This is a genomic window from Colwellia sp. 20A7 (genome assembly GCF_009832865.1).
In the GTDB taxonomy this organism is placed as follows: domain Bacteria; phylum Pseudomonadota; class Gammaproteobacteria; order Enterobacterales; family Alteromonadaceae; genus Colwellia.
On record NZ_CP047130.1, the window covers coordinates 2,706,243 to 2,732,370 of the forward strand.

Genomic DNA, 26,128 nt, shown 5'->3' on the forward strand with positions numbered 1-26,128 from the left:
AGTCATTAGTCAGTCATTAAATAATATTATTTACCATCGCTATATTAGCAAGATCAGCAGATGTATTCGCATTCAGTTTACTTTTAATTTGCGTATTATAATTACAAATAGTTTTATAACTTAAACAAAGCTCGCTAGCGACATTATGAGCGTTTAAACCTTTTGAAAGTAAGCGGAACACGTCAAATTCACGTGGCGATAAAAGCTTAAGTTTATGTTTTGGTTTTTTAGTTTCGGTTAAGCGAATATCATTTACTTCCGGCATTAAACCTTGTTCAATATAGCGTTTACCGCTAGCGATAACGGCAACCGCCTGCGCTAATACTTCAGCAGCACTATTCTTACTTACATAGCCACTTGCACCTGCTTCTAATGCGCGTTCAATATAAACTTTTTCGTCATGAATACTATAAACTAAAATAAGTACATTAGGATAATGCTTACAAAGACGACGAATAGCTTCTAAACCACCAATACCTGGCATTGACAAGTCCATCACAACCACATCAGGCTGAAAGCGTTCATACTCTTTAACGGCAAGTTCACCGCGTTCAATATCTACAATATCACCAATATAAGGTTGAGAGGCAAGCAGCATTCTAAACCCTGCCCTAACAACCATATGGTCATCAACTAATAGAACTTTTATTTTTTTTGTTTCCATTACTTTTCCTCCCAATAAGGTAATTCCACAACAACATTTACACCAGTATTTAATACAGACTCGAATGTAAATTTTCCACCTAAGTTTTCAGCCCGCTCACGCATGCCTAACAAACCAAAGCCTGGAGAATTTAGTTGCTTTCCTTGACCATTGTCCGATACGGTAATCATGACTTTATCACCACGTTTAACGACTAAAATAACAACTTTTGTTGCATTTGCATGTCGAACAACATTAGTTAAGCACTCCTGAACAATTCGGTAGACATGAATAGTAATATCGTGACTTAAATGATCTAAAGCTTGGTCATAATCTAAATCGAACTGAACCTCACTACTTCGTCTTTGCCATTCTCTAACCAGCTCAGATAACGTTGCACCTAAACCAAGCTCTGATAAACTTAATGGGTGTAATGTTCTCATCATAGACCGAACGACCACAGATAAATGGTTACAAATATCAACAATTGAACTGGTGACTACTTTTACATTTGTTTGAGGCTGTTGACATGTGATCGCCATTGCCTTGATTGCCGTTAACGATTGCCCCATTTCATCATGTAACTCTCGAGACATATTTTGTCTTTCAGTTTCTTGAATTTGCATAGTGTGGCGAGCCAAGGCTTGGTTCTTTTCTTGAGCGGCTTTAAGCGCTGATGACATACCATTAATTTCTAGCGCTATTGCATCAAATTCACTAATTTTGAAGTGAGGAAGAACATGATCAAAATGCCCTTTTTCAACTTGGCGAAGCCCAGATAAAATAGCTTTAACCGCGTCCAACATTGCGTTAAAAACCAGGTTAACTGTCAAGAACATAATAAAAAGCATCAACACAATAGACCAAAAAAAAGACTTTGTTTCTTCCCAAGCTTCGTTTATTTCATCCATTGGGTTCGCGGTAATAACAATGGCTTTGATAGAGCCATCCGCAATTTTAATATCATAATTATGAATAAAAAAATCGACCATAACAGACTTAACAAACCAACGAGGTGTCGACTTTTCCTCACTATTTAAATCATCATCTAGATTGGTAGCATTTGTGCTTGTTAATTGATTTTCATTCTTTTTAATAGATATATTTAAATGTCTTACTGGTTGCATTGTGGCAACCTTGTCTAACCATGCGTCTTTCTCTTCACTAGTAGAAGAGGTCTGGTTAAGGCCAAATTCAATCATTTGTACCGCTAAATTAATCGAAGAATTTACCTCTCGCTCTACTGAACTTCTTGCCTGCCAAACAGCAATAATTGCACTGAAAATTAAAATCAACAATACTGACGCAATTATTCTCACATTGATCAGGGCACGTATACTCATTTGTAGAATTCCAATAATGAGGTGAATAAGATAAAAAATGCACGAGTTAATTGAACTATAAGTGCTAAAAATATCAAAAATTTAAGAGACAACACCCCTAAAATTTTTTTCTTAAGTTTGTTCTATATAATCAATCATACGCATCATATTTAATATAGGCACTGTACGTTCGAATTATATTTCTCATACTTTTGCACTACACTCGAAATGACAATATCAGTGATGAGAATATAATCGGTGAGATGATTAATTAGGTAATTAGGTAATTAGGTAATTAGGTAATTAGGTAATTAGGTATTAAGATAATAACAAGGAGATATAAACAGGATATACCAATTATTAAGATGAAGGAGTCGTAATTAAAGAAAGCAATAATTGATAGTTTACTGCTTTAGATGGTGCTAAGGGGCTTTTGGAATGATTTATTACCAAGTAAAAGCGACTCTCCTACTTGGTAAGATAATAACGAGAAAAAGCTAACACTAATAAAGCGTAAGGTAATTAAACGAATAACTCTCTATGTAGCTTCTCAACAACACTATTCGCATCTTGCTCATTCACTAAAAAGCATAAGTTATTAGCACTAGCACCATGACAAATTAAACGAACACTGGTGTCATTAATCGTTTGAAAAATACGCTGTCCTATTCCTTTTGCGCAATCCAAACCATTACCAATAACAGCAACTAATGAAAGGCCGTGTTCAACAGTTACTTCACAAAGTTGCTCTAATTCTTCTACTACAGCTGATGTTATTAACGCTTGCGTAGAGCCACTTGGGTTATCAAACGTTAAGGCAACACTAATCTCACTAGTGGTGATCAAGTCGACACTCAATTCGTGTTTAGCCAAAATACCAAATACTTGTGCTAAAAAACCACTCGCGTGTAACATAGCCGGGCTTTTAACCGTGACTAATGTTTGTTCTCGTCTTAAGGCGATTGACCGATAGGTAGGATTAGAAGCAACCGATTTTTTGATTTGTGTTCCACCTTTTTCTGGCTCTTTACTTGATCCAACAAAAACAGGGATATTCTGACGCATTGCTGGAATTAAGGTAGCTGGATGTAATATTTTAGCGCCAAAAGTTGCCATTTCTGCTGCTTCGCCAAAGCTAATTTCTTTAATTGCACGCGCCTGATCGGTTATACGAGGATCGGTGGTAAAGATCCCAACAACATCAGTCCATACGGATAAATTACCCGCATGAAGTGCTTCAGCCAATAAAGCCGCACTATAATCAGAGCCACCACGACCTAAGGTTGTTGTTTCACCTAAACCATCTTGACCAATAAAGCCTTGTGTTACTAACACTTGTTGAGCCAATTTAGGCGCTAAAATCTCGGTACATGCTAAGCTTAATTGCTCTATATCTACTACGGCTTTACCGTATAAACTATTAGTTTTCATTACCTGCTGTACATTAAAGTAAGCACCGTTTACATCAATAGACTGTAATACTTGCGCAAATATACGTGAGCTTAACTGCTCACCAAATGACAGAATGGCATCACCTTGCTTAACACTATGCTGCTGAGATTGTTTTAACGCATGCGTTGCTAGCTCTTCAAGTAACCCTTTTATTTCAGTATTTAAAGCTTGCTCAACATCTTTTGCCAAATGCTGAGTAATATTTAGCTGAATAGCTTGGATTTTTTCAATAATATCGGCTTGTTCTTCAAGCAATAAATTTGCTTGGCTTAAGCGTACTAAATAGTTGGTAACGCCAGCACTAGCAGATACAACCACTAAGCGATTACTACTGTCATTTTTAATAATGTGAGCGCAACGCAACATAGCAGGAAAGTCAGCAACGCTTGTTCCGCCAAATTTTGCAACGGTGAGGGATAAATTTTCTTTTGATGAACTTGGGTGTACCATGGGTAATCTTCCTAAATACAATAATTTACATTAGCGAATAATAATCACTAATTAAAACAGGAAGAGCATGACTGAACAGTTCGATAGGCTAGCATATTGTAAATAGGCATAGAGCATAGTAACTTTTTCAGCCAGAAGCTCTCCACCTTAGTCTATACAGACACTAAAATCAGGTGACAGTCCTAAGGATTCAGCCTTAGTGACCGAACATAAACAGCCACAGTGTTTATGTTCTCGGCGATAATCTCCTTCAATAACGTATGTTGGAATGTGGTTCCTAATACTTCTCAGTATAACGTTATCTATCTAGTTATCGCTCCTCTTCTGGTGTTGTAAACACCACTTAAATTAAAAGTGTTTCAACAACTGCCCTATTAGACATTAATTAAGTATGAATTGCAATAGACTTTTAGACGGCTATAAATAACAGAGTTTGAGGGTGTAATCATTATATTAAATCGCCATTATGCATAGAGCGTATTTTTAATTAACTAAATAGACCTGAACAATAGATGAACCTTAAGAATCAATTCCACATACAAATAAAATGTAAATACAGCAAAAATTAAGCTCAACAATTGTATTGCATTGTGTGCATAACTTTTCCCTATTTTACAATCACATTTGTTATAGTCTAACTATAAACATGTCTTACTACCTTATGTAGAGCCTAATGGATTTATTTTTACTAAAAAAAGTTATTTCAGCTGCTATTATGCCAATTAATTTAGTGTTAATTTTATTAATATTATCTCTCCTGTATTATCGAAAACGCCCCAAAAGAAGCGTTAAGTGCTTAGTCTCTGCCGGCTTACTATTAGTTTTATCTTCTCTGCCAGTAATTTCAGATCAGTTAATGGTAAATATTGAAAATAATTATGAAAGCTTTACTCACTCGAGTAAACCTGTTGACTATATTATAGTGCTAGGAGGTTGGCATGTTGCTAATGATGCCTTACCCGTAACTAGCCAACTTAATACAAACTCATTAGAAAGATTGGTTGAAGTATTAAGGATTTATCAATTACATCCAGAAGCAACGATTATCACGTCAGGTTATTATATTAAGGATCAGTTATCTCATGCTCAAACAATGAAGCAATCTTTAGTTCTTTTAGGTGTACCTGCCAATAAAATCATGGCAGAAAATTTTCCTAAAGATACTGAAGAAGAAGCGCAATTAATTGGTCCTAGAGTACAAGGACATAATGTTGTATTAGTAACCAATGCAAGTCATATGCTAAGAGCAATGAAATACTTTCAAGCACAAGGAGTGGAGCCAATACCTGCACCAACAGGCTTTATGGTTAAAAATATAAATGGTCCTAAAGGTTGGGGTTACTACGTTCCTAAAAGTAAATCTCTACAGCAAACAACCGCTGCATGGTACGAAAGCTTAGGTCTTTGTGTGCAATGGCTAAAAAGCTTACTTTAAAATCAAATAATAGTGTTAATTGTAGACATAAAAAAACCAGTATCATCTTAGATAATACTGGTTTTAATGCTTTTACTTTGCTTATATTTACTTAGTTACGTTAGCTCACGTAGGCTTAGTTACATATTTTCAATAATACAATCACCAAATTGTGAACAAGTCACTAAGGTTGCATCATCCATTAGGCGTTCAAAATCATACGTTACTGTTTTCGCACCAATAGCGCCAGACATACCTTTTAGTAGTAAATCGGCTGCTTCAACCCACCCCATATGGCGTAGCATCATTTCAGCAGATAAAATTACAGAGCCAGGGTTAACTTTATTTTTACCCGCATATTTAGGCGCAGTACCGTGAGTTGCTTCAAAAATAGCAACTTCATCATTTAAGTTAGCACCCGGAGCAATCCCAATACCACCAACTTGTGCCGCTAAGGCATCAGATAAATAATCACCATTTAAATTTAGTGTTGCAATAACACTGTACTCAGCAGGACGTAACAATACTTGCTGTAACATTGCATCAGCAATTACATCTTTTATAATTATTTCTTTGCCTGTTTTAGGATGCTTAATACGACACCAAGGACCACCGTCTATTAATTCTGCCCCAAACTCTTCGCACGCTAATTCATAACCCCAATCTTTAAATGCACCCTCAGTAAATTTCATAATATTACCTTTATGCACTAAAGTTACTGAGTCTCTATTATGATCGATAGCATATTGGATCGCTTGACGAACTAAACGTTGAGTGCCTTCTTTAGAAACAGGTTTAATACCGATACCACAATTTTCAGTAAAACGAATTTGAGTGACACCCATTTCTTCAGTTAAGAAATTAATCATCTTCTTAGCACTATCACTGCCAGCTTTATATTCAATACCTGCATAAATATCTTCCGTATTTTCACGGAAAATCACCATATCTACTTCAAATGGTTTTTTAACAGGGCTTGGTACACCAGTAAACCATTGCACTGGACGCTGGCATACATATAAATCTAAGATCTGGCGTAAAGCGACATTTAACGAACGCATACCACCACCCACTGGTGTCGTTAACGGTCCTTTAATGCCAACTTTATATTCTTTAAACATTTCTAATGTTTCATCAGGTAACCAAGTTTCGGAATCATATACTTGCGTGGCTTTCTCACCGGCATACACTTCCATCCAGGCTATTTTCTTCTTCGTTCCATAAGCTTTTTTGACAGCAGCATCGACAACTTTAATCATAGGAGGAGTTACATCAATACCAATACCATCACCTTCTATAAAAGGGATTATTGGGTTATTTGGCACTATTAATTTACCGTTAGATACCGTAATTTTATCACCTGAACTGGGGATTGTGATTTTACTTGTCATAAAGCGCTCTCCTAATTGGAAGAATGAACATTAAAAATGTTTGAAAATATTTATATCATGATAGCTACAAAAACTAAACACCATGAAAATTAAGTCTTTTGAAATATCATTTTATTACGTGAGCTAAATTAATTGTAATTAAGCGTTCAACAATGATGATTTAAACTTTCATTGCATCTAAAGTAAAGCAAAAAGCGCCTTTACACTATAACTTCACCTTCAATACCTACTATTTATTTGCTGAATATTATTGTTATAATTGATTTTTATAATAAATATTTACATTACAAAGCTCTAAATATTTGTTCGGTTGTTGCTTTAGCGTCACCAAAAAGCATTTGTGTATTATCTTTAAAAAACAAAGGATTTTGAACACCGGCATAACCTGTATTCATTGAGCGCTTGAAGACGATGACTTCTTTTGCATGCCAAACCTCAAGTACAGGCATACCCGCAATTGGGCTGTTAGGATCATCATTAGCCGCAGGATTCACAGTATCATTAGCACCAATAACCAACACCACATCAGTTTTAGAAAAATCATCATTTATTTCATCCATTCCTAGAACTATATCGTATGGAACTTTAGCTTCGGCGAGTAATACATTCATGTGCCCAGGTAAGCGACCAGCAACAGGGTGAATAGCAAAACGTACATCAATCCCTTTACTTATTAATTGTTGAGTCAGTTCATATACCGGGTATTGTGCTTGAGCAACAGCCATACCGTAACCGGGCGCTATTACTACAGATTTGGCATTTCGTAACAAGTCAGCAACCGCTTCTACTTGTATTTCGCGGTGTTCTCCATAATCTTTATCTTCATCAATCACTACCGTTGTACCAAAACCGCCAGCGATAACACTGATAAATGATCGGTTCATCGCTTTACACATGATATAAGATAAAATAGCACCTGATGATCCAACTAATGCACCAGTGATAATCAACAAATCATTACTTAACATAAAACCTGCTGCGGCGGCTGCCCAACCTGAATATGAATTCAGCATTGATACCACCACAGGCATATCGGCTCCTCCAATAGAAGCAACAAGGTGCCAACCAAACGCTAGAGCAATAACGGTCATTAAAAACAGTGGGAAATTTGATCCTCCATTTTGCACAAAGATAATCATTAAAACAAATGAAACAACGCCAGCAGCAAGGTTCATTTTATGACGATGTGGTAACGCCAAAGCGCTAGAGCTAATAGAGCCACTTAACTTACCAAAAGCAACAATAGAGCCGGTCAAAGTAACCGCGCCAATAAAAATACCTAAGAAAATTTCAGTTAAATAAATATTCATAGCTGTTTGTTGGCTGGCAGTAATAATAACGTGATGACCAGCCTCAAAATAACTATTAAAACCAACCAATACTGCAGCTAAGCCAACGAAACTATGCAATATAGCAACAAGCTCAGGCATTTGTGTCATTTCAACCTTATTAGCTAATTTAAACCCTATGCCTGCTCCAATAACCATGGCAATAACAACAATCCAAATACTAGTCACTGCGGGGTTAAATATTGTCGCCACAAGGGCAATGGCCATACCGATCATGCCATATAAATTACCTTGTTTAGCCGTTTCTTGCTTACTAAGTCCGGCTAAACTAAAAACAAAAAGTAGTGCTGCAACAACATAGGCTGCACTGATAAAGCCATTAGACGCAATTTGAGTAGATTCCATACAGTTCCCCTACTTACTAAACATTTTTAACATACGACTGGTCACTTTAAAGCCACCTACTATATTTATTGTGGCAACCAAAGTAGCTAACGCGGCGAGTATTTGAACGACTATATTCTCAGAGCTTATTTGCAGTAGTGCGCCCACAATAATAATGCCTGAAATGGCATTAGTGACACTCATCAAGGGTGTATGTAAAGAGTGGCTAACATTCCACACAACGTAGTACCCAATAACACAAGCTAATACAAAGACAGTAAAATGAGTGACAAAATCAGCGGGTGCTACATTGGCGACCCAACCAAACAATGCCATACCTACCGCTGTAAAAGCATATCTTTTTACAGGTGATACCGGCTCTTCGACAACGTCAATACTAGGCGTTACCTTTTCTTTTTTATCAGGAGTAGGTGCTGCACTCACTTGAATAGGTGGTGGTGGAAAAGTAATTTCATCCTTATTCACGACCGTCATATTACGGATAACTACATCATCAAAGTCGATGACGAAGATGCCGTCTTTTTCTTTACAAAGTAACTTAGCTAAATTCAATAAATTATTTGAATAAAGTTGTGATGCTTGGTTTGGCAACCGCGAAACCAAATCAGTATAACCAATCACTTTAACATCATGTGCGTTAACCACTTTACCCGCAACAGTACATTCACAATTACCACCACCTGCCGCGGCTAGATCAACAATCACACTACCAGCTTTCATTGATTGAACCATTTTATCTGTAATCAGTTTTGGCGCTGGTTTTCCAGGAATCATTGCAGTAGTAATAATAATATCAACGTCTTTGGCTTGCTCTGCAAATAAAGCCATTTCAGCATCAATAAAAGCCTTGCTCATTTCCTTAGCATAACCATCTCCAGGGCCTTTTTCTGATGATTTTTCGGGCTCTTGATAATTCATTTCAAGAAATTCAGCTCCCATACTTTCAATTTGTTCTTTTACTTCAGGACGCGTATCAAATGCCCTAACAATGGCTCCTAAACTACTGGCAGTGCCGATAGCAGCAAGACCTGCAACACCAGCACCTATAATCATTATTTTCGCAGGTGGCATTTTACCTGCTGCAGTGATTTGCCCAGTGAAAAAGCGACCAAAAAGATGCGAAGCTTCAATAACGGCGCGATAACCAGCAATATTGGCCATAGAGCTCAATGCATCCATTGATTGTGAGCGTGTCATGCGAGGTACCATTTCCATCGCTAATGTAGTGATGGACTTTACTCGAAGCGCTTCTAATAAATCAGGACTTTGCGCTGGTGAAATAAAGCTGATAAGAGTGGCTCCTTCATTCATTAGCCCAACTTCCTCTAAAGTAGGAGGATTTACTTTGAAAATGATGTCACTTTGCCAACAGATTTTTTTAGTCACTATTTCTGCATTACATTTGCTATACTCTTCATCAGTGAAACTTGCTTTAGTGCCAGCACCTTTTTGTACTTGCACATTAAAGCCTAACTTGATTAAAGCACCAATAGAGCTAGGTGAGCCTGCAACACGGTTTTCTCCCTTTAATGACTCTTTGGGAATGCTAATGATCATAAATCACCTTTGAAAGTTGATAAAAAGGACTGAGTGCTTAATGTTTTACCACTTATAGTGTTATTTTTAAACACCCATGTTCAGTTATTTTTCAACTACTTGATAATTTCATAGTGACTTCTAGAATTAGTGCAACAAAAACACGTTAATTCTTTATATATTTATAGGTTTTCTTCGATTGTTTAAAACTTCTCTAATCCTTTCTTTTATTTTCAGTGTAACTTGTTTTTCAGGTCAAACATTGTCGGCAAGCAATATCAAATTAGGCATGTCGAATGCGTTAACAGGACCAGCTTCTTATGCTGGAAAAGGGGTTAGTAGAGGCGCAACCGTTTATTTTGAACAACTAAATAATTCTGGCGGGATTAATGGTCAACAAGTTGAATTAATCGGTTTAGATGATGGTTATGAACCAGACAACACGATTAAAAATATAAAAAACCTCATCATCCAAGAAGAAGTTTTAGCCTTACTCAATTTTATGGGAACACCTAGCTCTCATGCTGTTTTGCCAATATTAAAGCAATCAAACATTCCTTACTTAATGCCACTTACAGGTGCTGACTTTCTTCGTATTCCTGTCATTGATAATATTTTTAATTTACGAGCTAGTTATTTACAAGAAGCTCAAGCTCAAATTGAATTTTTGGTTGAAGTAAAAAAGGTAAGTAAGATTGCATTAGTTATTCAAGCTGATGAGTTTGGCTTGTCAGCCCAAAGAAGTTATGAACAAATTCTAAAAAAATATAATTTAGAAGCGGTTATAACAGAGCGATATAAACGTAATTCGAATGATATTGAACGGGTTCTTGATAATTTAACAACAATACCACTAGATGCAGTTATTTTTGTTGGTACCTATCAACCTCTTAGTTATTTAATAAACTTAGGTTATGAACAGGGAATTAGAGCTTATTTCAGTACCCTATCATTTATATCAAGTTCATATCTTTTTGCGAGGCTAGAGCACCCAAGTAAAGTAATAGTAAGTGAAGTTATACCTTCTCCCTACGAGTGCCAGTGGCGCATTTGCAAAAAATTTATTCGTGATATGAAACAAGCGGGGTATGTTGATTTTAATAAATTTCAGTTAGAAGGATACATCAATGCACATATTTTTAGCCTTGTTGCCAAACGGTGTGGGAAAAAATTAACAAGAGCATGCTTACTGAATAAATTTAATTCATTTGAATATAACCGAGGTGGACTAAACGTTGCATTTTCACCTGATAATCATCAAGGATTAAATCAAGTATATTTATCCTTTAGTGATAGTTTAAAAGCAGAAAACTAGTTTAATAACGTTCTAAAAAACAGCCTAAAGAATAATAATAAAACAAAATTCAGACTATTTATATCAAGCTAATTATCGACTCTTACTCACTGACCATGTTTCAAATAATGCAGCACTAATCACCAACGCCCCACCAACAATAGTCATGACATTAACTCTTTCATTAAGTAATAAAAATGCTAAAACGCTTCCATATAGGGGTTGTAAGCATGAAATAAGGCCTGCTGTTGTTGCAGATAAATGACGTAAAGCTGAGGCAAATAAAGCATGAGGCATAGCGGTAAAAACAGCGCCGGCCAATAAAACGAGTAACCAATCATTGGTCGTCACATCAAGTGGAGGAACCTCAACAAACAACACTAACATTAAAAAAGCAACTAAGGTCTGATACAACATAGTATGTGGGCCTGAGTAGTGACTAAAGTAATTTTTATGAAGTACATTTCTTAATGCAAAGAAGAAAGCTGAAATAACACCGGTTATAATTCCTACCGTAACTTGATTGCCTAAATTAATTTCAGGAATTAATAGAAAAATTCCAATTAAAACAATAACAGCAATAACAATATCTTTAATTTGAGGCCTACTTTTAGCATGGCTTAGCAGTGGTTCTAAAAAAACAGTAATAACGGGATAAGTAAAGAAAGCAATAACCCCAACAGTTACGCCTGCCATTTGCATACTAGCAAAATAGGTGACCCAATGAATGCCTACGACGACGCCAAGTAATATCGCCACGCCATAGTCTTTAGGCTTAGCTAGAGCAATCTTCTTTTTTTGAATTGTAAGTAGAATAAACAATACAATTGCTGCAACACCAGTACGATATACGGTAATATCTAAAGCCGGTAAGCCAATAAGCTTAGAAAATAAAGCTGTGCCACCAAAAAGCAGAACAGCACTATGAAGAAACCAAAGACTTTGTTGTTGAGCGGTCATAGATTAACGTCGACTTTATAATTAATAGATACGTTGACTAATCAAGATCATTGAGAGGCCAAATGACGATATAATCTTCAAAATCCTCAAGCGCAACATCATCATCTTTTACTATTTTTCCACGAACCGACATACCTGCCTTGTGCATTGCCGATTTTTTCCCATTGTGAAGTAATGGATGCCAAGATGGCATACCTCGCCCTTCTTGCAAGCGACGATAAGTACAACTTGGTGGCATAAAAAAAACGTCCGCTAAGTTATCTTGTGTGAGCTGAACACAGTCAGGTACTAGTGTTGTTCTTGTAGCGTATTGACTACATTGACAGCTTTTTTCATTTAATAAATGGCAAGCAATACTCGAATAGACGATTTGCTCGCCTTCTTCTATATGATTAGTTGGTTGCAGTTCATTGAGATCATCCGTATCTTCATCATCAATAAACTTATTGAGACAACATTTAGCACAACCATCGCACAGTGATTCCCATTCACTGCGCGACATTTCAGCTAATGTTTTACTTTGCCAAAATGGCGTATCGTTTTGGAGAACGGTCATAATTAATTATATTCTTACTGAATTGGTGGATATTTAATTTGATCAGATAAATGACCAACTGAACTAACAAAATAATAAGATAAATTCCAATGCATCAAACTTTTATAATTGTCATATGCTAAATATGCCCGCCCGTTTTTTCCATCAGGAAAAACAAGAGCAGCGGTAATATCTACATTAGGAAGATTTGTGTCGTCGGTACGACGAATACCTAAGGCTTGCCATTCTGATAATTTTTTCTCAGTTTTAGCCCAAGCTTTTAACCAGTTTCTACGGCTACCGGTATTTTGAGGTATCGCTAATGAAGTATCAAAGTTTTCTGGTAAGTTAACCTGGCGTCCCCAAGTTAAGTTATTATTCCAACCTTCTTTTTGTAAATAATTAGCCATTGAAGCAAAAATATCGACTTGGTTCTGCCAAATATCTTTTTTACCATCACCATCGCCATCAACTGCATAACCTAAGAACGAAGTTGGCATAAACTGATTTTGTCCCATTGCGCCAGCCCATGAACCTTTCATATCATCTATTTTAATATGCCCTTCTTTTAAAATAGTTAATGCGGCCCATAATTGCTTTTTAAAAAAAGCTTCGCGACGCCCTTCATAAGCTAAAGTCGATAGTGCAGAAATAACATTATAACCACCGGTAAATTTACCAAAGTTAGTTTCTAAACCCCAAAGCGCTACAATGAATCGAGGTTGAACAGAATAATCCTTGCCAATTTTTGTTAGTATTTCTTCATGCTCTTTAAATAATGCTCTGGCTTTATCAACTTTCCAAGCAGGTATACGTTTTGGCAAATAAGTATCTAATGTTTCAACTTTTTCAGGTTGTTTTCGATCGGCGGCTACGGCTCTTTTATGAAATTTAACATTAGTAAAACTTTCATCAATTAAATTTTGATTGAAACCTTGTACTAATGCAGCTTCTTTCAATTCAATTACATATTGTTTAAAGCCTTCTTCGTTCAACGTTTTTGCTTGTAATACCTTGCTAGGAATAACTATCAAGCTAACGGCTAATAAAGAAGTAAGGATATGATTAAATTTCATTCCCGCCCCCCATATATTCTTTATGTTGTTTTAATAAGTCTTCTTTTGGCGGTGGTAATTGTAAATAATAGCCCTTATCACCTAAGTTAGTTTTCACTTTAGCTAAGTCAGCAAATGCTAGTTTTTCTTTTGTTGCTAAATTAATTAAAGTCACCAATACAGGTGTACCAAAGGTAAGCATTAATGCGCCTGGTACCGACGAGAAATCATCGCGTGTTTTAACAAAAAGGTATGTTTGCTCTTTTTTAGCACTTTTATAAATAGCACATAGCATAATGGAGACCTATGATAAGAAATGGATGCATAATATATCACGCACTCGTATTGATATGCGATACAATGACACAATAAATTACATTACTTTTTTTGATAACTTTAGGTAAAAACATGAAAGCTCCTTTATATGATGAAATTCTCGGCATTTGTCAACAAATAGCCAACGCCTCTACCGAGAGTAACGATGAAATTAGAGATAATGCTTGTAAAGATTTGCAAAAATTATGTGCAACTAATCAAGAAACACCTAAAGATCACCCACTACAATGGGAAGCATTAGGCGATTTTACTGAGGATGGCGATTTAGCAATGGATATATATGAAATTGCACTAAACACAGCCAACAAGCTAAAACTATCAACATTTACTGCTTCTATTTATTTAGCAATGGCACAAAGACAGCAAGAATTTGAAGAGTCAACTAAAGCTGTTGAGTATGCTAAACAAGCTGAAATTGCGAGTGAAAGCATTGATGATGAAGAATTAAAAGAAGAAATTAAATCGTTTTTAGCTAGTTTATAGAACTAGCTACAGGTAAACATAGCTAATTTAAAGCTCAGAATTAATTTTAGTTAGTTAATGTTAATCAAAACTAAAAAATTTATTTTAATATGCATTGGCATTTACTTTAATATCAAAACAGTAAACGCCAATGAATAAATATTACTTAAAACCTTTCTCAGCAAATTCTTGTAGTAACTTGCCAAATAACTCTTTTCGCCAAACAATTAAAATATCAGGGTAAACACCTGTATTTTCGCAATGTTTTTTAGCCTCATTTAAATCAAAGTACCAAGTTAAGAATTGGTTGATTTGTTTTTTAGACGCTAAATTTTCAATAGTTAAATCATGCTTTTCAGCAATAGCATTGATAAACGATTTTACCTGTTTAAATATTTGCTTATAACCTGGGTACTCATCTAATCGCTGTATTTTTTTCGGGTAACTGACCTCTTGGTCTTGATTAGCTTCTTGTACAATAGCTAGCATTGCTTTACCTTTATGCCGAATATCAAGCACCTCAGCACCATCTAACTTGTTCATTGCAGATAAACTTACCGGGTTATTTGCGGCAACAGCCATCATGGTATTTTCTTTAACAACGTATCCCAAAGGTAGATCACGCATTTTTGCTTGTTGAAAACGCCACTTAACTAAGTGTTGTAAGATATTTAATTGCTTAGAGTTTAATCGCCAAGCTAATTTCATTTGACGATATAGCAAATTTTCATCAACAGGCGTAAATTTTCTGTCGATAAGTAGTTGTGTTTCTTGTTGAGCGTAATTCAGCCAACCAGCCTGTTCAAGTAACGTAACTAATTTAGGATAAATATTAAATAAATACTCTACATCTGCACTAGCATAATTTAATTGTTTTTCTGACAATGGCCTTCTTGTCCAATCTGTACGAGACTCTGACTTATCAAGCTCAACCCCTGTAAAATGTTCAACCATCGCTGCATAACCTATTGATAGTCCATGCCCTAAAAATGACATCATTATTTGACTATCAAGTAGGTTAACAGGTTTACAATTAGCACTCGTTAAGAATACTTCTAAATCTTCTGAGCAAGCATGAAGCACTTTAACAATATTTTCATTCGTCAATAGTTGCCAAAATGGTGATAAATCATCAATTGCTATCGGATCAATCAAGGCCAGTGTTTTGCCATCATAAACTTGCAGCAAGCCTAATTTAGGATAAAAGGTACGAGTACGAACAAACTCAGTATCTATTGCTAGTACACTGGCTGTATTGTATTGCTGACAAAGGGTTTGTAAACTTATAAAATCTTCAATTAATTGATACTGCATAATTTTTACGTTTTTTATCCCTTTATTTCTTAATGTTGTGTAATCAACTTAGCTTGGTAAGTTGATTACTCATGCCTGTATATAGTATTTAAAGCGACCGTTACTTTCTTCTACGGCGTGTTGCTTGTTGATGACGCTGTTGATGTTTTTTCACCGAGCGACGAATTCTGCGGCTCTTAGCGTTATCCATTGCTTTTTCATCAACCTTTACTTTCGATTGTTTTTCAGGCGTTAACTGTACTAACTTACGAAAGTAATTAACATCTTGTAGTCCTAACTCTGTCCAACCGCCCAAAGGTAACTGTCGTTTCATTTCCATGTCACCATAACGAACACGAATTAAGCGACTTACTTGTACTTCTTGGCTTTCCCATAAACGTCTAACTTCACGGTTACGACCTTCAGATAGTACTACATGGAACCAATGATTTCTTCCCTCACCACCACGGTAAGTAATTTTTTGAAAACGTGCTGGGCCATCTTCAAGTTTTACACCAGTACGAAGCGTTTGTAACATAGCTTCATTGATTTCACCAAAAACACGAACAGCGTATTCACGCTCAACTTTTTGTGATGGATGCATCAAACGGTTGGCTAATTCACCGTCAGTGGTAAAAAGTAACATACCTGATGTATTTATATCTAAACGACCAACGGCAACCCAACGCCCTGATTCTAAAGGAGGTAAGCGATCGAAAACAGTTGCCCTACCCTCAGGGTCTTTACGCGTACACATTTCGCCTTCTGGTTTGTTGTACATTAATATGCGACAAATATCGTCGTCTTGCGCTGTTAACTTAACTTGATGTCCATCAATACGAATTTGTTCGCTACCATCAACTCTATCACCTAAGAAAGCTGTTTTTCCATCAACACTGACACGTCCTTGACCAATAATAGTCTCCATTTCTCGACGTGACCCTTTACCAGCTCTCGCTAAAACCTTCTGCAATTTTTCAGAATCTTTAACGGTCGCTTTTTTAAAATCAACTTTTACCGGGAGCTCTTCAGGTTTTTTACCTTTCCCTTGGCCTGGCTTACCCGGTGTTGCTTTACTCTGACCTTTTTTAACGATGGCTTTTGTACCTGTACCACGGCTGCCATATTTATTATTAGCAGATTTAGAATCGGTAGAAGTGCTTTTACTTTTAGATGTTTTTTTGTCTAGTGACATGTATTTTTACTCTGTTACGTCAGTAGCAGTTCCCTAGAAACTTACTTCTGGCTCATTTGTACGTTATTAACGTTTTGAATATTTAAAGCGTGTTACTCAAATGGAGAAGGATCACCTTCGCCTACTCGTATAACTTCAATATCGTCGTTTGAAAAATCAATAACTGTTGTTGGGTGTTCACCTAAATGACCACCATTAATAATTAAATCTACTTGATGCTCTAACAAATCGCGAATATGTTCCGGATCAAACTCAGCCATGGTCTCCCCTGGCATGATCAAACTCGTAGACATTATAGGCTCTGCAAGTTCAGCCAACAAGGCTTGGCAAATAATATTATCAGGCACTCGAATACCAATGGTTTTCTTTTTCGGATTAAGTAACCGTTTAGGCACTTCTTTACTACCTTTAAAGATAAACGTATAAGCACCGGGTGTATTATTTTTCAGTAATCTATATGCGGTGTTATCAATACGCGTATATTCAGATAATTGTGATAAGTCCTGACAAACCAAGGTAAAATTATGACTTTTACTAATATCTCGAATTTGGCAAATGCGTTCTAAAGCTTTCTTATCACCTATATGACATCCTAAAGCATAACCAGAGTCTGTTGGGTAAACAATAACACCACCGTCTTTAATAATTGCTACGGCTTGTTTCATTAAACGCCCTTGAGGGGTCTCTGGATGAACATAAAAAAACTGACTCATGATAATTTCCTTTTTTAATGCTTAACGTTACTACTTAAGAAGCATTATCGAAATTAGAAGCTATTAATTCCACAATGCCCAAACAGGTGAAGCACCATCAGGTAAGATTAAATTACGGCCAAGATCCGACCATTTATTTGGCTGATGAAAATCAGATCCCGTTGATGCATGCAAATTATATTCTAAACAGTAGTTTAGCATTATTTGTCGCTGTTGGGGATTCATTTGAGGTAAAACAACTTCTAAAGCATCACCTTGGCTTTCTTTGAAATGCACAATTAACCGTCTTAACCATTTTGCCGATAAGTCATAACGAATGGGATGTGCCATAACAGCAGTACCTCCAGCAGCATGTATTACTTCAACAGCTTCTTCAATAGAACACCAAACAGGCTTTACATAAGCTTTTTGAGTATTACGCCCTTTTTTTCCTAAATATAGATCAAAGGCTTTTTGCATCGTTCCAACATGACCTTGTTGAAATAACACTTTAGCAAAATGTGCTCTCGTGATTGTACCTTTGCCTGCAATCGCTTTAGCATCATGGTAAGCATCAGGAAAACCACAATTAGCTAGCTTTTCACCTATTGTTATAGCTCGTTGTTCTCGCGCTTGCTGTTGTGAAGTAATTAACTTTTGTAGCGCTAAGTTATTTTTATCAAAATTAAGACCTACAATATGGATCTCAAAACCTTGCCAAGCGGTAGATATTTCAATACCAGTGATTAATTTTAATGGAATATTATTTTCCATTATATAATCTTGCGCTATATCAAACCCTGCTACTGTATCGTGATCAGTGATAGCTAAAACATCTATCTGATAGTTAACAGCCCTATCTATCAAGGTTTGTGGCGGCAAACTTCCGTCAGAGCAATGAGTGTGACAATGTAAATCAATACGGCCATGAGAAAAACCGTCGGTTTTTTCAATTAAAAAAGGAAAATCAGTGGTTGACAGCAACGCCATAATAAGGTCTTCTATAGGAACTTTCTTGTGGGTAGATTTTTTTCTTTAAGATATTTTCAACAATAAACTTAAAGAACAACCTACTTATTGTGATTACAAGTTTACTTATTAGAGCAGAATAATGATACAAACAAAGCAATTTAATTTAATATACGGCCAACTTGGTTGGTGGTGGCATAACTCTACATAAGTGGGTTGTGATAATTGCGTGTGTCTTACTATAAGCTGATAAACTGAAAGCTAGAGTAAATCAAAACAAATTACAAAACCCGCTAAAATTAGCGGGTTTTCTGCTTTTTAAAGCCCTAAAGTTTTATAAGCAGTTATTTGGGAAAACGTTGTTAATACTATATTTAACTACAGCAAATTTTAATTAACATTAATAAGAGAAAATACAATGAATAAAACAAGAACATGGTTTCTTTGGTGGCTTCAGCCAATTTATGCAGGATGACACTCTAAAAATAACCAATGAAAAAGAAGACACAAATGACAAAGTTAAATCAAAGTACCTATGACCAAGCTACGGCAAGTGTTTGCACATTAACGGATAACGCTAATTATCAAAGCGACCCATTAAGTGTTTATCAATTGCTTTGCCACGATAAAGAAAATAATTTACTCCTAGAGTCAGCAGAAATAGATCAAAAGCATTTATTAAAAAGTCTATTACTCGTTGATGCCGCTTTAAAAATTGTTTGTAATGACAATGTTGTTACTTTTAGCGCATTAACAGTTAATGGCCAAACCGCGCTACAATTTGCTGCGGCTCAATTACAAGATCATGCAAAACTTACCTTTTGTGAAAACAAACAAGTATTAACTGCCACTTTTCCCGATATTCCTACAGAGCTTGATGAAAAAGCACGATTAATGGCGATGAATCCATTTGAAAGCTTACGTTTATTTAATCGTATAGAAAACAGCGATAATCATCACTTTGCTATTTTTCTCGGTGGTGCATTTGCTTTCGACATGATCAGTATGAGCGAAACGCTGCCACAAGTTCCAGATGGTGAAAACACCTGCCCAGATTTTGTTTACTATTTAGCAGAAACGGTTGTTGTGATAGATCATGAAAAAAGAAGCACTGAAATTATTGCTAACTTATTCTCTTCATCAAATGAAAAAAATATTAAACAGGTTGATCCAACGAAATCAGCTGAACGTATTGCCCACATAAAATCATTACTATCAGATAATATTACGACTGAATCTATCGATCCATTAATTAAAAGAAACAACGCTATTGTTGATAATTCGCAGGTAGTCTCTGTAGATATTAGTGATGAACAGTTTTGCAAAAATGTTGAAGAATTAAAAGAGAACATTCGTGCTGGAGATATTTTCCAAGTTGTACCGTCTCGCACTTTTTCGTTACCTTGCTTAGATAGCATAACGGCTTATCAAGCATTAAAATTGAGCAACCCTAGTCCTTATATGTTTTATCTTAAAGACAGTGATTTTTCTATGTTTGGCGCTTCTCCTGAATCAGCGATTAAATATCAACAAAACTCTCCTGAAGGAAAACGACAAGTTGAAATTTACCCTATTGCCGGTACTCGCCCACGGGGATTAAATGCCGATGGTAGTATCTCGTTAGATTTAGACTCAAGAATAGAGTTAGAGTTAAGACAAGATAAAAAAGAATCAGCCGAACATATTATGTTAGTTGATTTAGCACGTAATGATATTGCACGTGTTTGTAAACCAGGCACTCGCTATGTTGCCGATTTATTAAAAGTGGATCGTTATTCTCATGTTATGCACTTAGTGTCACGCGTATGCGGTACTTTACTCGAAGAGTTAGACGCTTTACACGCCTATCAAGCATGTATGAATATGGGAACCTTGTCAGGTGCACCTAAAGTGAAAGCAACCTCTCTAATAAGAGAAATTGAAGGTAAGCGTCGCGGCAGTTATGGTGGCGCTGTTGGCTACCTAACTGGTGAAGGTGAAATGGATACCTGTATTGTTATCCGTTCGGCGTTTGTCAAAAACAATATTGCTTATGTACAAGCAGGAGCCGGTGTTGTTTATGATTCTATTCCTCAGGCTGAAGCTGATGAAACCAAACAAAAAGCACAAGCGGTTATTAATGCCGTATTAGCATCGAATGAATCACTAGCTCCAGGAGTGAACTAATGACCTTAGCTAAAAATAAAAAAACGACTGTTAACAAGAGAAACACAAAACTATTTATGCTTGATAATTTAGATTCATTTACTTATAACTTAGTCGATGAATTTCAATGCTTAGGTTTTGAACCTACCGTTTATCGTAATACGTTAAGCTGTGATTTTATATTTAACAAAATGCTTGAACACACGAAAGAAACTGGTGAGAAAGTTATTTTAGTATTATCTCCTGGCCCAGGTGCACCTAAAAATGCAGGCTGTTTAATGGCATTGATTAGTTTATGCGCAGGAAAAATACCAATGCTTGGCATTTGTTTAGGTCATCAAGCATTAATTGAACATTATGGTGGCACTGTTGGACGCGCGGAAGAAATAGTACATGGTAAATCATCACCAATAACACATTGTGCTAGCGGCCCTTTTGCTAATATTCCTAATCCATTACCGGTTGCCCGTTATCATTCATTAGTTGGTATAAAAGTTCCAAACTCTTTAACTGTGATTGCCGACTATAACAATATGGCGATGGCTATTTGCCAAGAGCAGGATGCAATATTAGCGTATCAATTTCATCCAGAATCTATTTTAACCACTTTTGGCTCTACATTATTAGCACAAAGTTTTGATTATTTACTGACTTTGAGTGAGAACCTAAACACTAAGACGCTAGGATTATAACATGACGAATATATTATCTACCTTAGTTGACGGCAAAGACCTTGATCAACAAACAATTAAAACATTTTTTGAAGAAGTTCTTAAGGGTGAAACAGATCCTATCTTGCTCGCTAGTGTACTTACTGCATTAAAAATAAAAGGCGAAACACCCGAAGAGATATCAGGTGCCGCTATCGCAATTAAAAGCGCAGCAACAAACTTTCCTCCACAAAATATCGGTGTCGCAGATTGTGTAGGTACCGGCGGCGATGGTGCAAATACCATTAACATTTCAACTACCGCGGCTATTTTAGCCGCAACCTGTGGCTTGAAAATGGCAAAACATGGTAACCGTAGTGTTTCAAGTATGTCAGGGTCTGCCGATTTGCTTGAAGCATTTGGTGTAAACTTAAACATGTCCCCAGAAACAGCTAGTAACTGTTTAGATAAAGCAAATTTATGCTTTTTATATGCTCCTGCATATCACACTGGTTTTAAGTATGCGGTAACAGTACGTAAAACAATGGGTGTACGAACGTTATTCAATATTTTAGGGCCTCTAGCAAACCCTGCCAACCCGAGTGTTATGTTACTTGGTGTATACACACCTGACTTATTGCTACCTATGGCTGAAGCTCTACAGCTGACGGGTGTAGAACGTGCTTTTGTTGTTTATGGTAGTGGTTTAGATGAAATAGCACTTCACGGTGACACCAATGTTATTGAGCTTAAGGAAGGGAAATTAACTGAACGTACTATTTCCCCACAAGACTTTGGTTTAAAAAACTACTCCCTTGAACAAATCAAAGGGGGCACTCCGCAAGAGAATGCTGACATTATTAAAACAATTTTATCAGGTGAAGGACAAGAAGCTCACAATGCTGCAGTAATAATTAATTGTGCCGCATTGCTTTATTTACATGGTAAAACGGATAATTTAAAAGACGCCGCTCAACTAGCAAGCGATGTATTAAAAAGTGGCAAAGGCCTAGAAACACTAGAGCAACTTGTTGTACTTTCTAACGAGGAATGTAAATAATCATGGCTAATATATTAGAAAAAATAGTCGCTGATAAGCGTATTGAAATAGATGCCCTTAAAAAGTCAAAACCATTATCAAGCTTTATTGATGGGCTAAAACCAACAACAAAAGACATGTACGCTGCATTAAGACGTACTAAAGAGAAGCCTGAAGCCGGTTTTATTTTAGAATGTAAAAAAGCATCACCATCAAAAGGATTAATTCGTCCTGATTTTGATGTGAAGAGTATTTGCCAAGTTTATGATAAATATGCAGCGGCAATATCAGTACTTACAGATCAAAAATATTTCCAAGGTAATTTTGATTACTTAAAAATCGTTACAGAAACCGTAAAATGCCCTGTGCTTAATAAAGATTTTTTTATTGATACATATCAAGTACATTTAGCTCGTTACTACGGCGCAGATGCTATTTTATTGATGCTCAGTGTTTTATCAGATGAACAATATCTCGAATTATCAGCAGTAGCCGAGCAATATAATTTAGCAATATTAACTGAAATTTCGACAGAAGATGAACGTGATCGTGCGATAAAACTTAACGCAAAAATGATTGGCATTAACAATCGTAATCTTCGTGATTTAAGTACAGACATTTCACGTACTTTTGATTTTGCTCCTACGCTACCCGACGATACCATTATTATTTCAGAATCAGGAATTTATAATAACGCTCAAGTGCGCGAGTTAGCCCCTGCTGTTGATGGTTTTCTTGTTGGCAGCTCTTTGATGGCAATGGATAATAATGCGCATAACGATATAGATTTAGCTTGTCGTAAGTTAATTTTTGGTAATAATAAAGTTTGTGGTTTAACAGCCCCTGAGCATGCTATTTCTGCCGCAAAATCAGGCGCTCGATTTGGTGGTTTAATCTTTGTTGAGAAATCCCCGCGTTGCATAACTAAAGAAATAGCGATGAATATTGTTAAATCTCAGCCACATTTAGACTATGTGGGTGTTTTTGTAAATCATCCTCCTTTAGAAGTCACAAATTTAGCTAACGATTTAAACTTAACGGCAGTGCAACTTCATGGTGATGAAGATAAAACCTATATTGCTTCACTTAAGAAGCAACTTGCTGAAAGTGATAATAAAGCATGCTTGGTTTGGAAAGCACACCCTGTGACAAACGCAGTCCCTGAGTTGGATGAAACCATAACTCACCATGTACTCGATGGAAAATCACCAGGTTCTGGACAAGCTTTTGATTGGCAAACGTTATCTGATAGCAAGCAAGATTTATCAACCAGTTTACTTGCTGGTGGATTAAATCCCGAGAATATTAATTTAGCACTAACACAGTTAACAAATTTAGATTTATTTGGCTTAGATCTCAACTCAGGCGTTGAAGAAAGTCCAGGTATCAAATCTAGCGAAAAGCTTAATAAAGTTTTTACGCAAATAAGGAATTATTAAAATGACTAATACAGTAAAAAACACAATAAAAGAAACATTACCGGCTTATTTCGGCGAATTTGGCGGCATGTTTGTCGGAGAATTACTTGTTCCTGCTTTAGAGCAGTTAGAGCAAGCATTTATTGAATCGCAAACCGACGAGGCCTTCCTTACTGAGTTTAATAACCTACTAACTAAGTATGCAGGCCGCCCAACACCGCTAACATGCTGTCGAAATATTGTTAAAAATCCATTAGCAAAAATTTATTTGAAACGTGAAGATTTATTGCATGGTGGGGCTCATAAAACTAACCAAGTATTAGGACAAGCCTTACTTGCTAAACGTATGGGGAAAACAGAAGTTATTGCTGAAACCGGCGCGGGTCAACATGGTGTAGCTACAGCTATTGCATGCTCATTATTAGGCCTAAAATGTAAAGTTTATATGGGCGCAGTAGATTGTCAGCGTCAACAACCAAATGTATTCAGAATGAAATTAATGGGCGCTGAAGTCATTCCTGTTACCGCAGGATCGGGGACTTTAAAAGATGCAGTTAATGAGGCTTTACGTGATTGGTCTGCTAACTATGAAAATGCACATTATTTATTAGGAACAGCCGCAGGCCCACATCCTTTTCCAACTATCGTTAGAGAGTTTCAAAAAATGATAGGTGAAGAAGCAAAAGCGCAATTCTTAGAAGAGGAAGGTCGTTTACCAGATTATGTTATTGCTTGTGTTGGTGGTGGCTCTAATGCTATTGGCATGTTTAATGATTTCATTCAACATGAAGAAGTTAAACTCATTGGTGTTGAAGCTGGTGGTAAAGGCATAGATACAGACCAACATGGTGCTACATTAGTTGCTGGTACCAAAGGCATGTTACACGGTAACTATACTTATATTATGCAAGATAAGCATGGACAAATTGAAGAGTCTTATTCAATTTCTGCCGGTCTAGATTACCCTGCAGTTGGCCCACAACATGCGTTTTTAAAAGAAACTGGACGCGCACAGTATGTTCCTATTAATGATGATGAAGCATTAAGCGCCTTTCAAGCTTTAGCACAATGTGAGGGAATTATTCCAGCACTTGAATCATCACATGCATTAGCACAAGCACTTAAAATGGCTGAGTCAGCTACAACTGAAACTATTTATTTAGTTAATTTATCAGGACGTGGAGATAAAGATCTCGCCCATGTTCATGCTGTTTTACACCCTAACGAGCAAACGACCGAAACGGTAAATGTTAAGCACAGAGGAGAAGCATAATGACTGAGCAGAAACTACAAGCGGGTTATCGCTATCAACAAGCATTTGCTGATTTGTCAGTTAAAAAAGAAAAAGCCTTTATCCCTTTTGTTATGATTGGCGATCCAAATGCTGAGCAATCATTTAACATTATTAAAGCATTAATTGATGCGGGTGTTGATGCGCTGGAACTTGGTATTCCTTTCTCTGATCCAAGCGCTGATGGTATTACTATTCAAATGGCGGCATTACGTGCAATAAAATCAGATATTAATACCGATGTATGTATTGATATACTTGCTAAAGTTCGTGAGTATGCCCCGAATATTCCAATTGGTTTACTTCTTTATGGTAATCTAATTTTTGCACGAGGTATTGATACTTTTTATGCCGATATGGCTAAAGTAGGTGTTGATTCTGTTCTAATCGCTGACTTGCCTATTCGTGAAAGTTTGCCATTTAGAGAAGCCGCGATAAAACACAATGTTGCCCCAATATTTATCGCACCACCTAATGCTAATGATAATACTCTACGCGACGTATCTTCTTTTAGTAAAGGTTATACGTATGTATTGAGCCGTGCAGGTGTTACCGGTGTAGACAGCCCTGTAGTAGCGCAAAAAGAAATAAGTCAGGAAGAGTCACCAGCGCACAAACTCATTAATACATTAAATGAATACAATGCTGCGCCACCGATATTAGGCTTTGGTATATCTAACCCACAACAAGTGAAAGATGCTTTAGATGCAGGTGCAAGTGGCGCTATTAGCGGCTCTGCTGTTGTTAAAATAATTGAAACTAACTTAAACGATCATAAGAAGATGCTAACTGAATTGACAACCTTCGTCATAGATATGAAAGCGGCAACTAGATAGTTCTATTCAATACTTTTATAAATATTGGAAATAAAATTGAACTTTACTGTAGAAAG

23 protein-coding genes and 1 riboswitch are annotated in these 26,128 nt (G+C 36.5%); of the genes, 9 read left to right on the forward strand and 14 right to left on the reverse strand.

Translation table 11 applies throughout. The features are described from left to right. Nucleotides 1-16 precede the first annotated feature (16 nt). From GQS55_RS11745 to lysC, 3 genes are all read right to left on the reverse strand, one after another. Complete coding sequence (locus GQS55_RS11745) at nucleotides 17-664, reverse strand: response regulator transcription factor (RefSeq protein ID WP_159820697.1); 648 nt, start codon at nucleotides 662-664, stop codon at nucleotides 17-19. Next, complete coding sequence (locus tag GQS55_RS11750; protein WP_159820698.1) at nucleotides 664-1,986, reverse strand: sensor histidine kinase; 1,323 nt, start codon at nucleotides 1,984-1,986, stop codon at nucleotides 664-666. Before GQS55_RS11750 ends, GQS55_RS11745 begins: the two co-directional genes overlap by 1 nt. A 501-nt stretch (nucleotides 1,987-2,487) precedes the next feature. Then, entirely contained in the window at nucleotides 2,488-3,867 is a 1,380-nt protein-coding gene (lysC, locus tag GQS55_RS11755; RefSeq protein ID WP_159820699.1) for a lysine-sensitive aspartokinase 3, read from the reverse strand. Nucleotides 3,868-3,994: 127 nt separating this feature from the next. Continuing rightward, nucleotides 3,995-4,199, reverse strand: a riboswitch (Lysine riboswitch). 341 nt (nucleotides 4,200-4,540) lie between these two features. On the opposite strand from lysC, the gene GQS55_RS11760 reads away from it, so the two are divergent. Continuing rightward, nucleotides 4,541-5,302, forward strand: coding sequence for an ElyC/SanA/YdcF family protein (locus GQS55_RS11760; RefSeq protein WP_159820700.1), 762 nt, complete (start codon nucleotides 4,541-4,543; stop codon nucleotides 5,300-5,302). Between the two features lie 119 nt (nucleotides 5,303-5,421). Here the strand turns inward: GQS55_RS11760 and icd are convergent, their stop codons facing one another. The 3 genes from icd to GQS55_RS11775 form a co-directional block, all read right to left on the reverse strand. Continuing rightward, the gene (gene icd, locus GQS55_RS11765) at nucleotides 5,422-6,672 is read right to left on the reverse strand and encodes an NADP-dependent isocitrate dehydrogenase (RefSeq protein ID WP_159820701.1); all 1,251 of its coding nucleotides are present in this window, start codon (nucleotides 6,670-6,672) and stop codon (nucleotides 5,422-5,424) included. A 284-nt stretch (nucleotides 6,673-6,956) separates the two neighbouring features. Continuing rightward, entirely contained in the window at nucleotides 6,957-8,366 is a 1,410-nt protein-coding gene (pntB, locus tag GQS55_RS11770) for a Re/Si-specific NAD(P)(+) transhydrogenase subunit beta (protein WP_159820702.1), read from the reverse strand. A gap of 9 nt (nucleotides 8,367-8,375) precedes the next feature. After that, nucleotides 8,376-9,923: a Re/Si-specific NAD(P)(+) transhydrogenase subunit alpha gene (locus GQS55_RS11775; RefSeq protein WP_159820703.1), complete on the reverse strand. Its 1,548-nt coding sequence runs from the start codon at nucleotides 9,921-9,923 to the stop codon at nucleotides 8,376-8,378. Nucleotides 9,924-10,164: 241 nt separating this feature from the next. Here GQS55_RS11775 and GQS55_RS11780 point away from each other — a divergent pair, with 241 nt between their 5' ends. Then, on the forward strand, nucleotides 10,165-11,217 hold the full coding sequence (locus GQS55_RS11780; RefSeq protein ID WP_159820704.1) for an ABC transporter substrate-binding protein: 1,053 nt from the start codon (nucleotides 10,165-10,167) through the stop codon (nucleotides 11,215-11,217). 72 nt (nucleotides 11,218-11,289) lie between these two features. Here GQS55_RS11780 and GQS55_RS11785 read toward each other — a convergent pair whose 3' ends face one another. Genes GQS55_RS11785 through GQS55_RS11800 form a run of 4 tightly spaced genes read right to left on the reverse strand, consistent with a single transcriptional unit; the run spans nucleotide 11,290 to nucleotide 14,041 of the window. Further along, entirely contained in the window at nucleotides 11,290-12,156 is an 867-nt protein-coding gene (locus GQS55_RS11785; RefSeq protein WP_159820705.1) for a DMT family transporter, read from the reverse strand. Nucleotides 12,157-12,193: 37 nt separating this feature from the next. Further along, nucleotides 12,194-12,712 (reverse strand): YcgN family cysteine cluster protein, encoded by a 519-nt coding sequence (locus GQS55_RS11790; protein WP_159820706.1) that lies wholly within the window; start codon nucleotides 12,710-12,712, stop codon nucleotides 12,194-12,196. A 14-nt stretch (nucleotides 12,713-12,726) separates the two neighbouring features. Then, a complete protein-coding gene (locus tag GQS55_RS11795; protein ID WP_159820707.1) occupies nucleotides 12,727-13,767 on the reverse strand; it encodes a lytic murein transglycosylase in 1,041 nt (346 codons plus the stop codon). After that, nucleotides 13,757-14,041, reverse strand: coding sequence for a YcgL domain-containing protein (locus GQS55_RS11800; protein WP_159820708.1), 285 nt, complete (start codon nucleotides 14,039-14,041; stop codon nucleotides 13,757-13,759). Before GQS55_RS11800 ends, GQS55_RS11795 begins: the two co-directional genes overlap by 11 nt. Nucleotides 14,042-14,154: 113 nt before the next feature. On the opposite strand from GQS55_RS11800, the gene GQS55_RS11805 reads away from it, so the two are divergent. Further along, nucleotides 14,155-14,565: a hypothetical protein gene (locus GQS55_RS11805; protein WP_159820709.1), complete on the forward strand. Its 411-nt coding sequence runs from the start codon at nucleotides 14,155-14,157 to the stop codon at nucleotides 14,563-14,565. A gap of 141 nt (nucleotides 14,566-14,706) precedes the next feature. Here GQS55_RS11805 and rnd read toward each other — a convergent pair whose 3' ends face one another. From rnd to rnm, 4 genes are all read right to left on the reverse strand, one after another. Further along, entirely contained in the window at nucleotides 14,707-15,858 is a 1,152-nt protein-coding gene (gene rnd, locus GQS55_RS11810; RefSeq protein ID WP_159820710.1) for a ribonuclease D, read from the reverse strand. A 100-nt stretch (nucleotides 15,859-15,958) separates the two neighbouring features. Next, nucleotides 15,959-17,032 carry a 23S rRNA pseudouridine(2605) synthase RluB gene (gene rluB, locus GQS55_RS11815; protein ID WP_159820711.1) on the reverse strand — a complete coding sequence of 358 codons (1,074 nt, stop codon included), beginning with the start codon at nucleotides 17,030-17,032 and terminating at the stop codon, nucleotides 15,959-15,961. Nucleotides 17,033-17,124: 92 nt separating this feature from the next. Beyond that, nucleotides 17,125-17,745, reverse strand: a complete 621-nt coding sequence (locus GQS55_RS11820; protein ID WP_159820712.1) for an L-threonylcarbamoyladenylate synthase — start codon at nucleotides 17,743-17,745, stop codon at nucleotides 17,125-17,127. A gap of 63 nt (nucleotides 17,746-17,808) precedes the next feature. Further along, a complete protein-coding gene (gene rnm / locus GQS55_RS11825) occupies nucleotides 17,809-18,714 on the reverse strand; it encodes an RNase RNM (RefSeq protein ID WP_159820713.1) in 906 nt (301 codons plus the stop codon). A gap of 489 nt (nucleotides 18,715-19,203) precedes the next feature. Here rnm and GQS55_RS11830 point away from each other — a divergent pair, with 489 nt between their 5' ends. From GQS55_RS11830 to trpA, 6 genes are read left to right on the forward strand one after another with little or no spacing between them, the layout of a single operon-like run. Next, complete coding sequence (locus GQS55_RS11830) at nucleotides 19,204-20,859, forward strand: anthranilate synthase component 1 (protein ID WP_159820714.1); 1,656 nt, start codon at nucleotides 19,204-19,206, stop codon at nucleotides 20,857-20,859. Next, on the forward strand, nucleotides 20,859-21,530 hold the full coding sequence (locus GQS55_RS11835) for an aminodeoxychorismate/anthranilate synthase component II (protein ID WP_159820715.1): 672 nt from the start codon (nucleotides 20,859-20,861) through the stop codon (nucleotides 21,528-21,530). The genes GQS55_RS11830 and GQS55_RS11835 overlap by 1 nt, the downstream gene beginning before the upstream one ends. A gap of 1 nt (nucleotide 21,531) precedes the next feature. Next, nucleotides 21,532-22,548, forward strand: coding sequence for an anthranilate phosphoribosyltransferase (gene trpD / locus GQS55_RS11840; RefSeq protein ID WP_159820716.1), 1,017 nt, complete (start codon nucleotides 21,532-21,534; stop codon nucleotides 22,546-22,548). A 2-nt stretch (nucleotides 22,549-22,550) separates the two neighbouring features. Next, nucleotides 22,551-23,966: a bifunctional indole-3-glycerol-phosphate synthase TrpC/phosphoribosylanthranilate isomerase TrpF gene (trpCF, locus tag GQS55_RS11845; protein WP_159820717.1), complete on the forward strand. Its 1,416-nt coding sequence runs from the start codon at nucleotides 22,551-22,553 to the stop codon at nucleotides 23,964-23,966. A 1-nt stretch (nucleotide 23,967) separates the two neighbouring features. After that, the gene (trpB, locus tag GQS55_RS11850) at nucleotides 23,968-25,218 is read left to right on the forward strand and encodes a tryptophan synthase subunit beta (protein ID WP_159820718.1); all 1,251 of its coding nucleotides are present in this window, start codon (nucleotides 23,968-23,970) and stop codon (nucleotides 25,216-25,218) included. After that, nucleotides 25,218-26,072, forward strand: a complete 855-nt coding sequence (trpA, locus tag GQS55_RS11855; protein WP_159820719.1) for a tryptophan synthase subunit alpha — start codon at nucleotides 25,218-25,220, stop codon at nucleotides 26,070-26,072. The genes trpB and trpA overlap by 1 nt, the downstream gene beginning before the upstream one ends. Nucleotides 26,073-26,128 lie beyond the last annotated feature (56 nt).

Bases quoted from the DNA above. Each gene is read 5' to 3' on its own strand.
- GQS55_RS11745 (WP_159820697.1), bottom strand. From the start codon at position 664: ATGGAAACAAAAAAAATAAAAGTTCTATTAGTTGATGACCATATGGTT.
- GQS55_RS11750 (WP_159820698.1), bottom strand. From the start codon at position 1,986: ATGAGTATACGTGCCCTGATCAATGTGAGAATAATTGCGTCAGTATTG.
- lysC (WP_159820699.1), bottom strand. From the start codon at position 3,867: ATGGTACACCCAAGTTCATCAAAAGAAAATTTATCCCTCACCGTTGCA.
- GQS55_RS11760 (WP_159820700.1), top strand. From the start codon at position 4,541: ATGGATTTATTTTTACTAAAAAAAGTTATTTCAGCTGCTATTATGCCA.
- icd (WP_159820701.1), bottom strand. From the start codon at position 6,672: ATGACAAGTAAAATCACAATCCCCAGTTCAGGTGATAAAATTACGGTA.
- pntB (WP_159820702.1), bottom strand. From the start codon at position 8,366: ATGGAATCTACTCAAATTGCGTCTAATGGCTTTATCAGTGCAGCCTAT.
- GQS55_RS11775 (WP_159820703.1), bottom strand. From the start codon at position 9,923: ATGATCATTAGCATTCCCAAAGAGTCATTAAAGGGAGAAAACCGTGTT.
- GQS55_RS11785 (WP_159820705.1), bottom strand. From the start codon at position 12,156: ATGACCGCTCAACAACAAAGTCTTTGGTTTCTTCATAGTGCTGTTCTG.
- GQS55_RS11790 (WP_159820706.1), bottom strand. From the start codon at position 12,712: ATGACCGTTCTCCAAAACGATACGCCATTTTGGCAAAGTAAAACATTA.
- GQS55_RS11795 (WP_159820707.1), bottom strand. From the start codon at position 13,767: ATGAAATTTAATCATATCCTTACTTCTTTATTAGCCGTTAGCTTGATA.
- GQS55_RS11800 (WP_159820708.1), bottom strand. From the start codon at position 14,041: ATGCTATGTGCTATTTATAAAAGTGCTAAAAAAGAGCAAACATACCTT.
- GQS55_RS11805 (WP_159820709.1), top strand. From the start codon at position 14,155: ATGAAAGCTCCTTTATATGATGAAATTCTCGGCATTTGTCAACAAATA.
- rnd (WP_159820710.1), bottom strand. From the start codon at position 15,858: ATGCAGTATCAATTAATTGAAGATTTTATAAGTTTACAAACCCTTTGT.
- rluB (WP_159820711.1), bottom strand. From the start codon at position 17,032: ATGTCACTAGACAAAAAAACATCTAAAAGTAAAAGCACTTCTACCGAT.
- GQS55_RS11820 (WP_159820712.1), bottom strand. From the start codon at position 17,745: ATGAGTCAGTTTTTTTATGTTCATCCAGAGACCCCTCAAGGGCGTTTA.
- rnm (WP_159820713.1), bottom strand. From the start codon at position 18,714: ATGGCGTTGCTGTCAACCACTGATTTTCCTTTTTTAATTGAAAAAACC.
- GQS55_RS11830 (WP_159820714.1), top strand. From the start codon at position 19,204: ATGACAAAGTTAAATCAAAGTACCTATGACCAAGCTACGGCAAGTGTT.
- GQS55_RS11835 (WP_159820715.1), top strand. From the start codon at position 20,859: ATGACCTTAGCTAAAAATAAAAAAACGACTGTTAACAAGAGAAACACA.
- trpD (WP_159820716.1), top strand. From the start codon at position 21,532: ATGACGAATATATTATCTACCTTAGTTGACGGCAAAGACCTTGATCAA.
- trpCF (WP_159820717.1), top strand. From the start codon at position 22,551: ATGGCTAATATATTAGAAAAAATAGTCGCTGATAAGCGTATTGAAATA.
- trpB (WP_159820718.1), top strand. From the start codon at position 23,968: ATGACTAATACAGTAAAAAACACAATAAAAGAAACATTACCGGCTTAT.
- trpA (WP_159820719.1), top strand. From the start codon at position 25,218: ATGACTGAGCAGAAACTACAAGCGGGTTATCGCTATCAACAAGCATTT.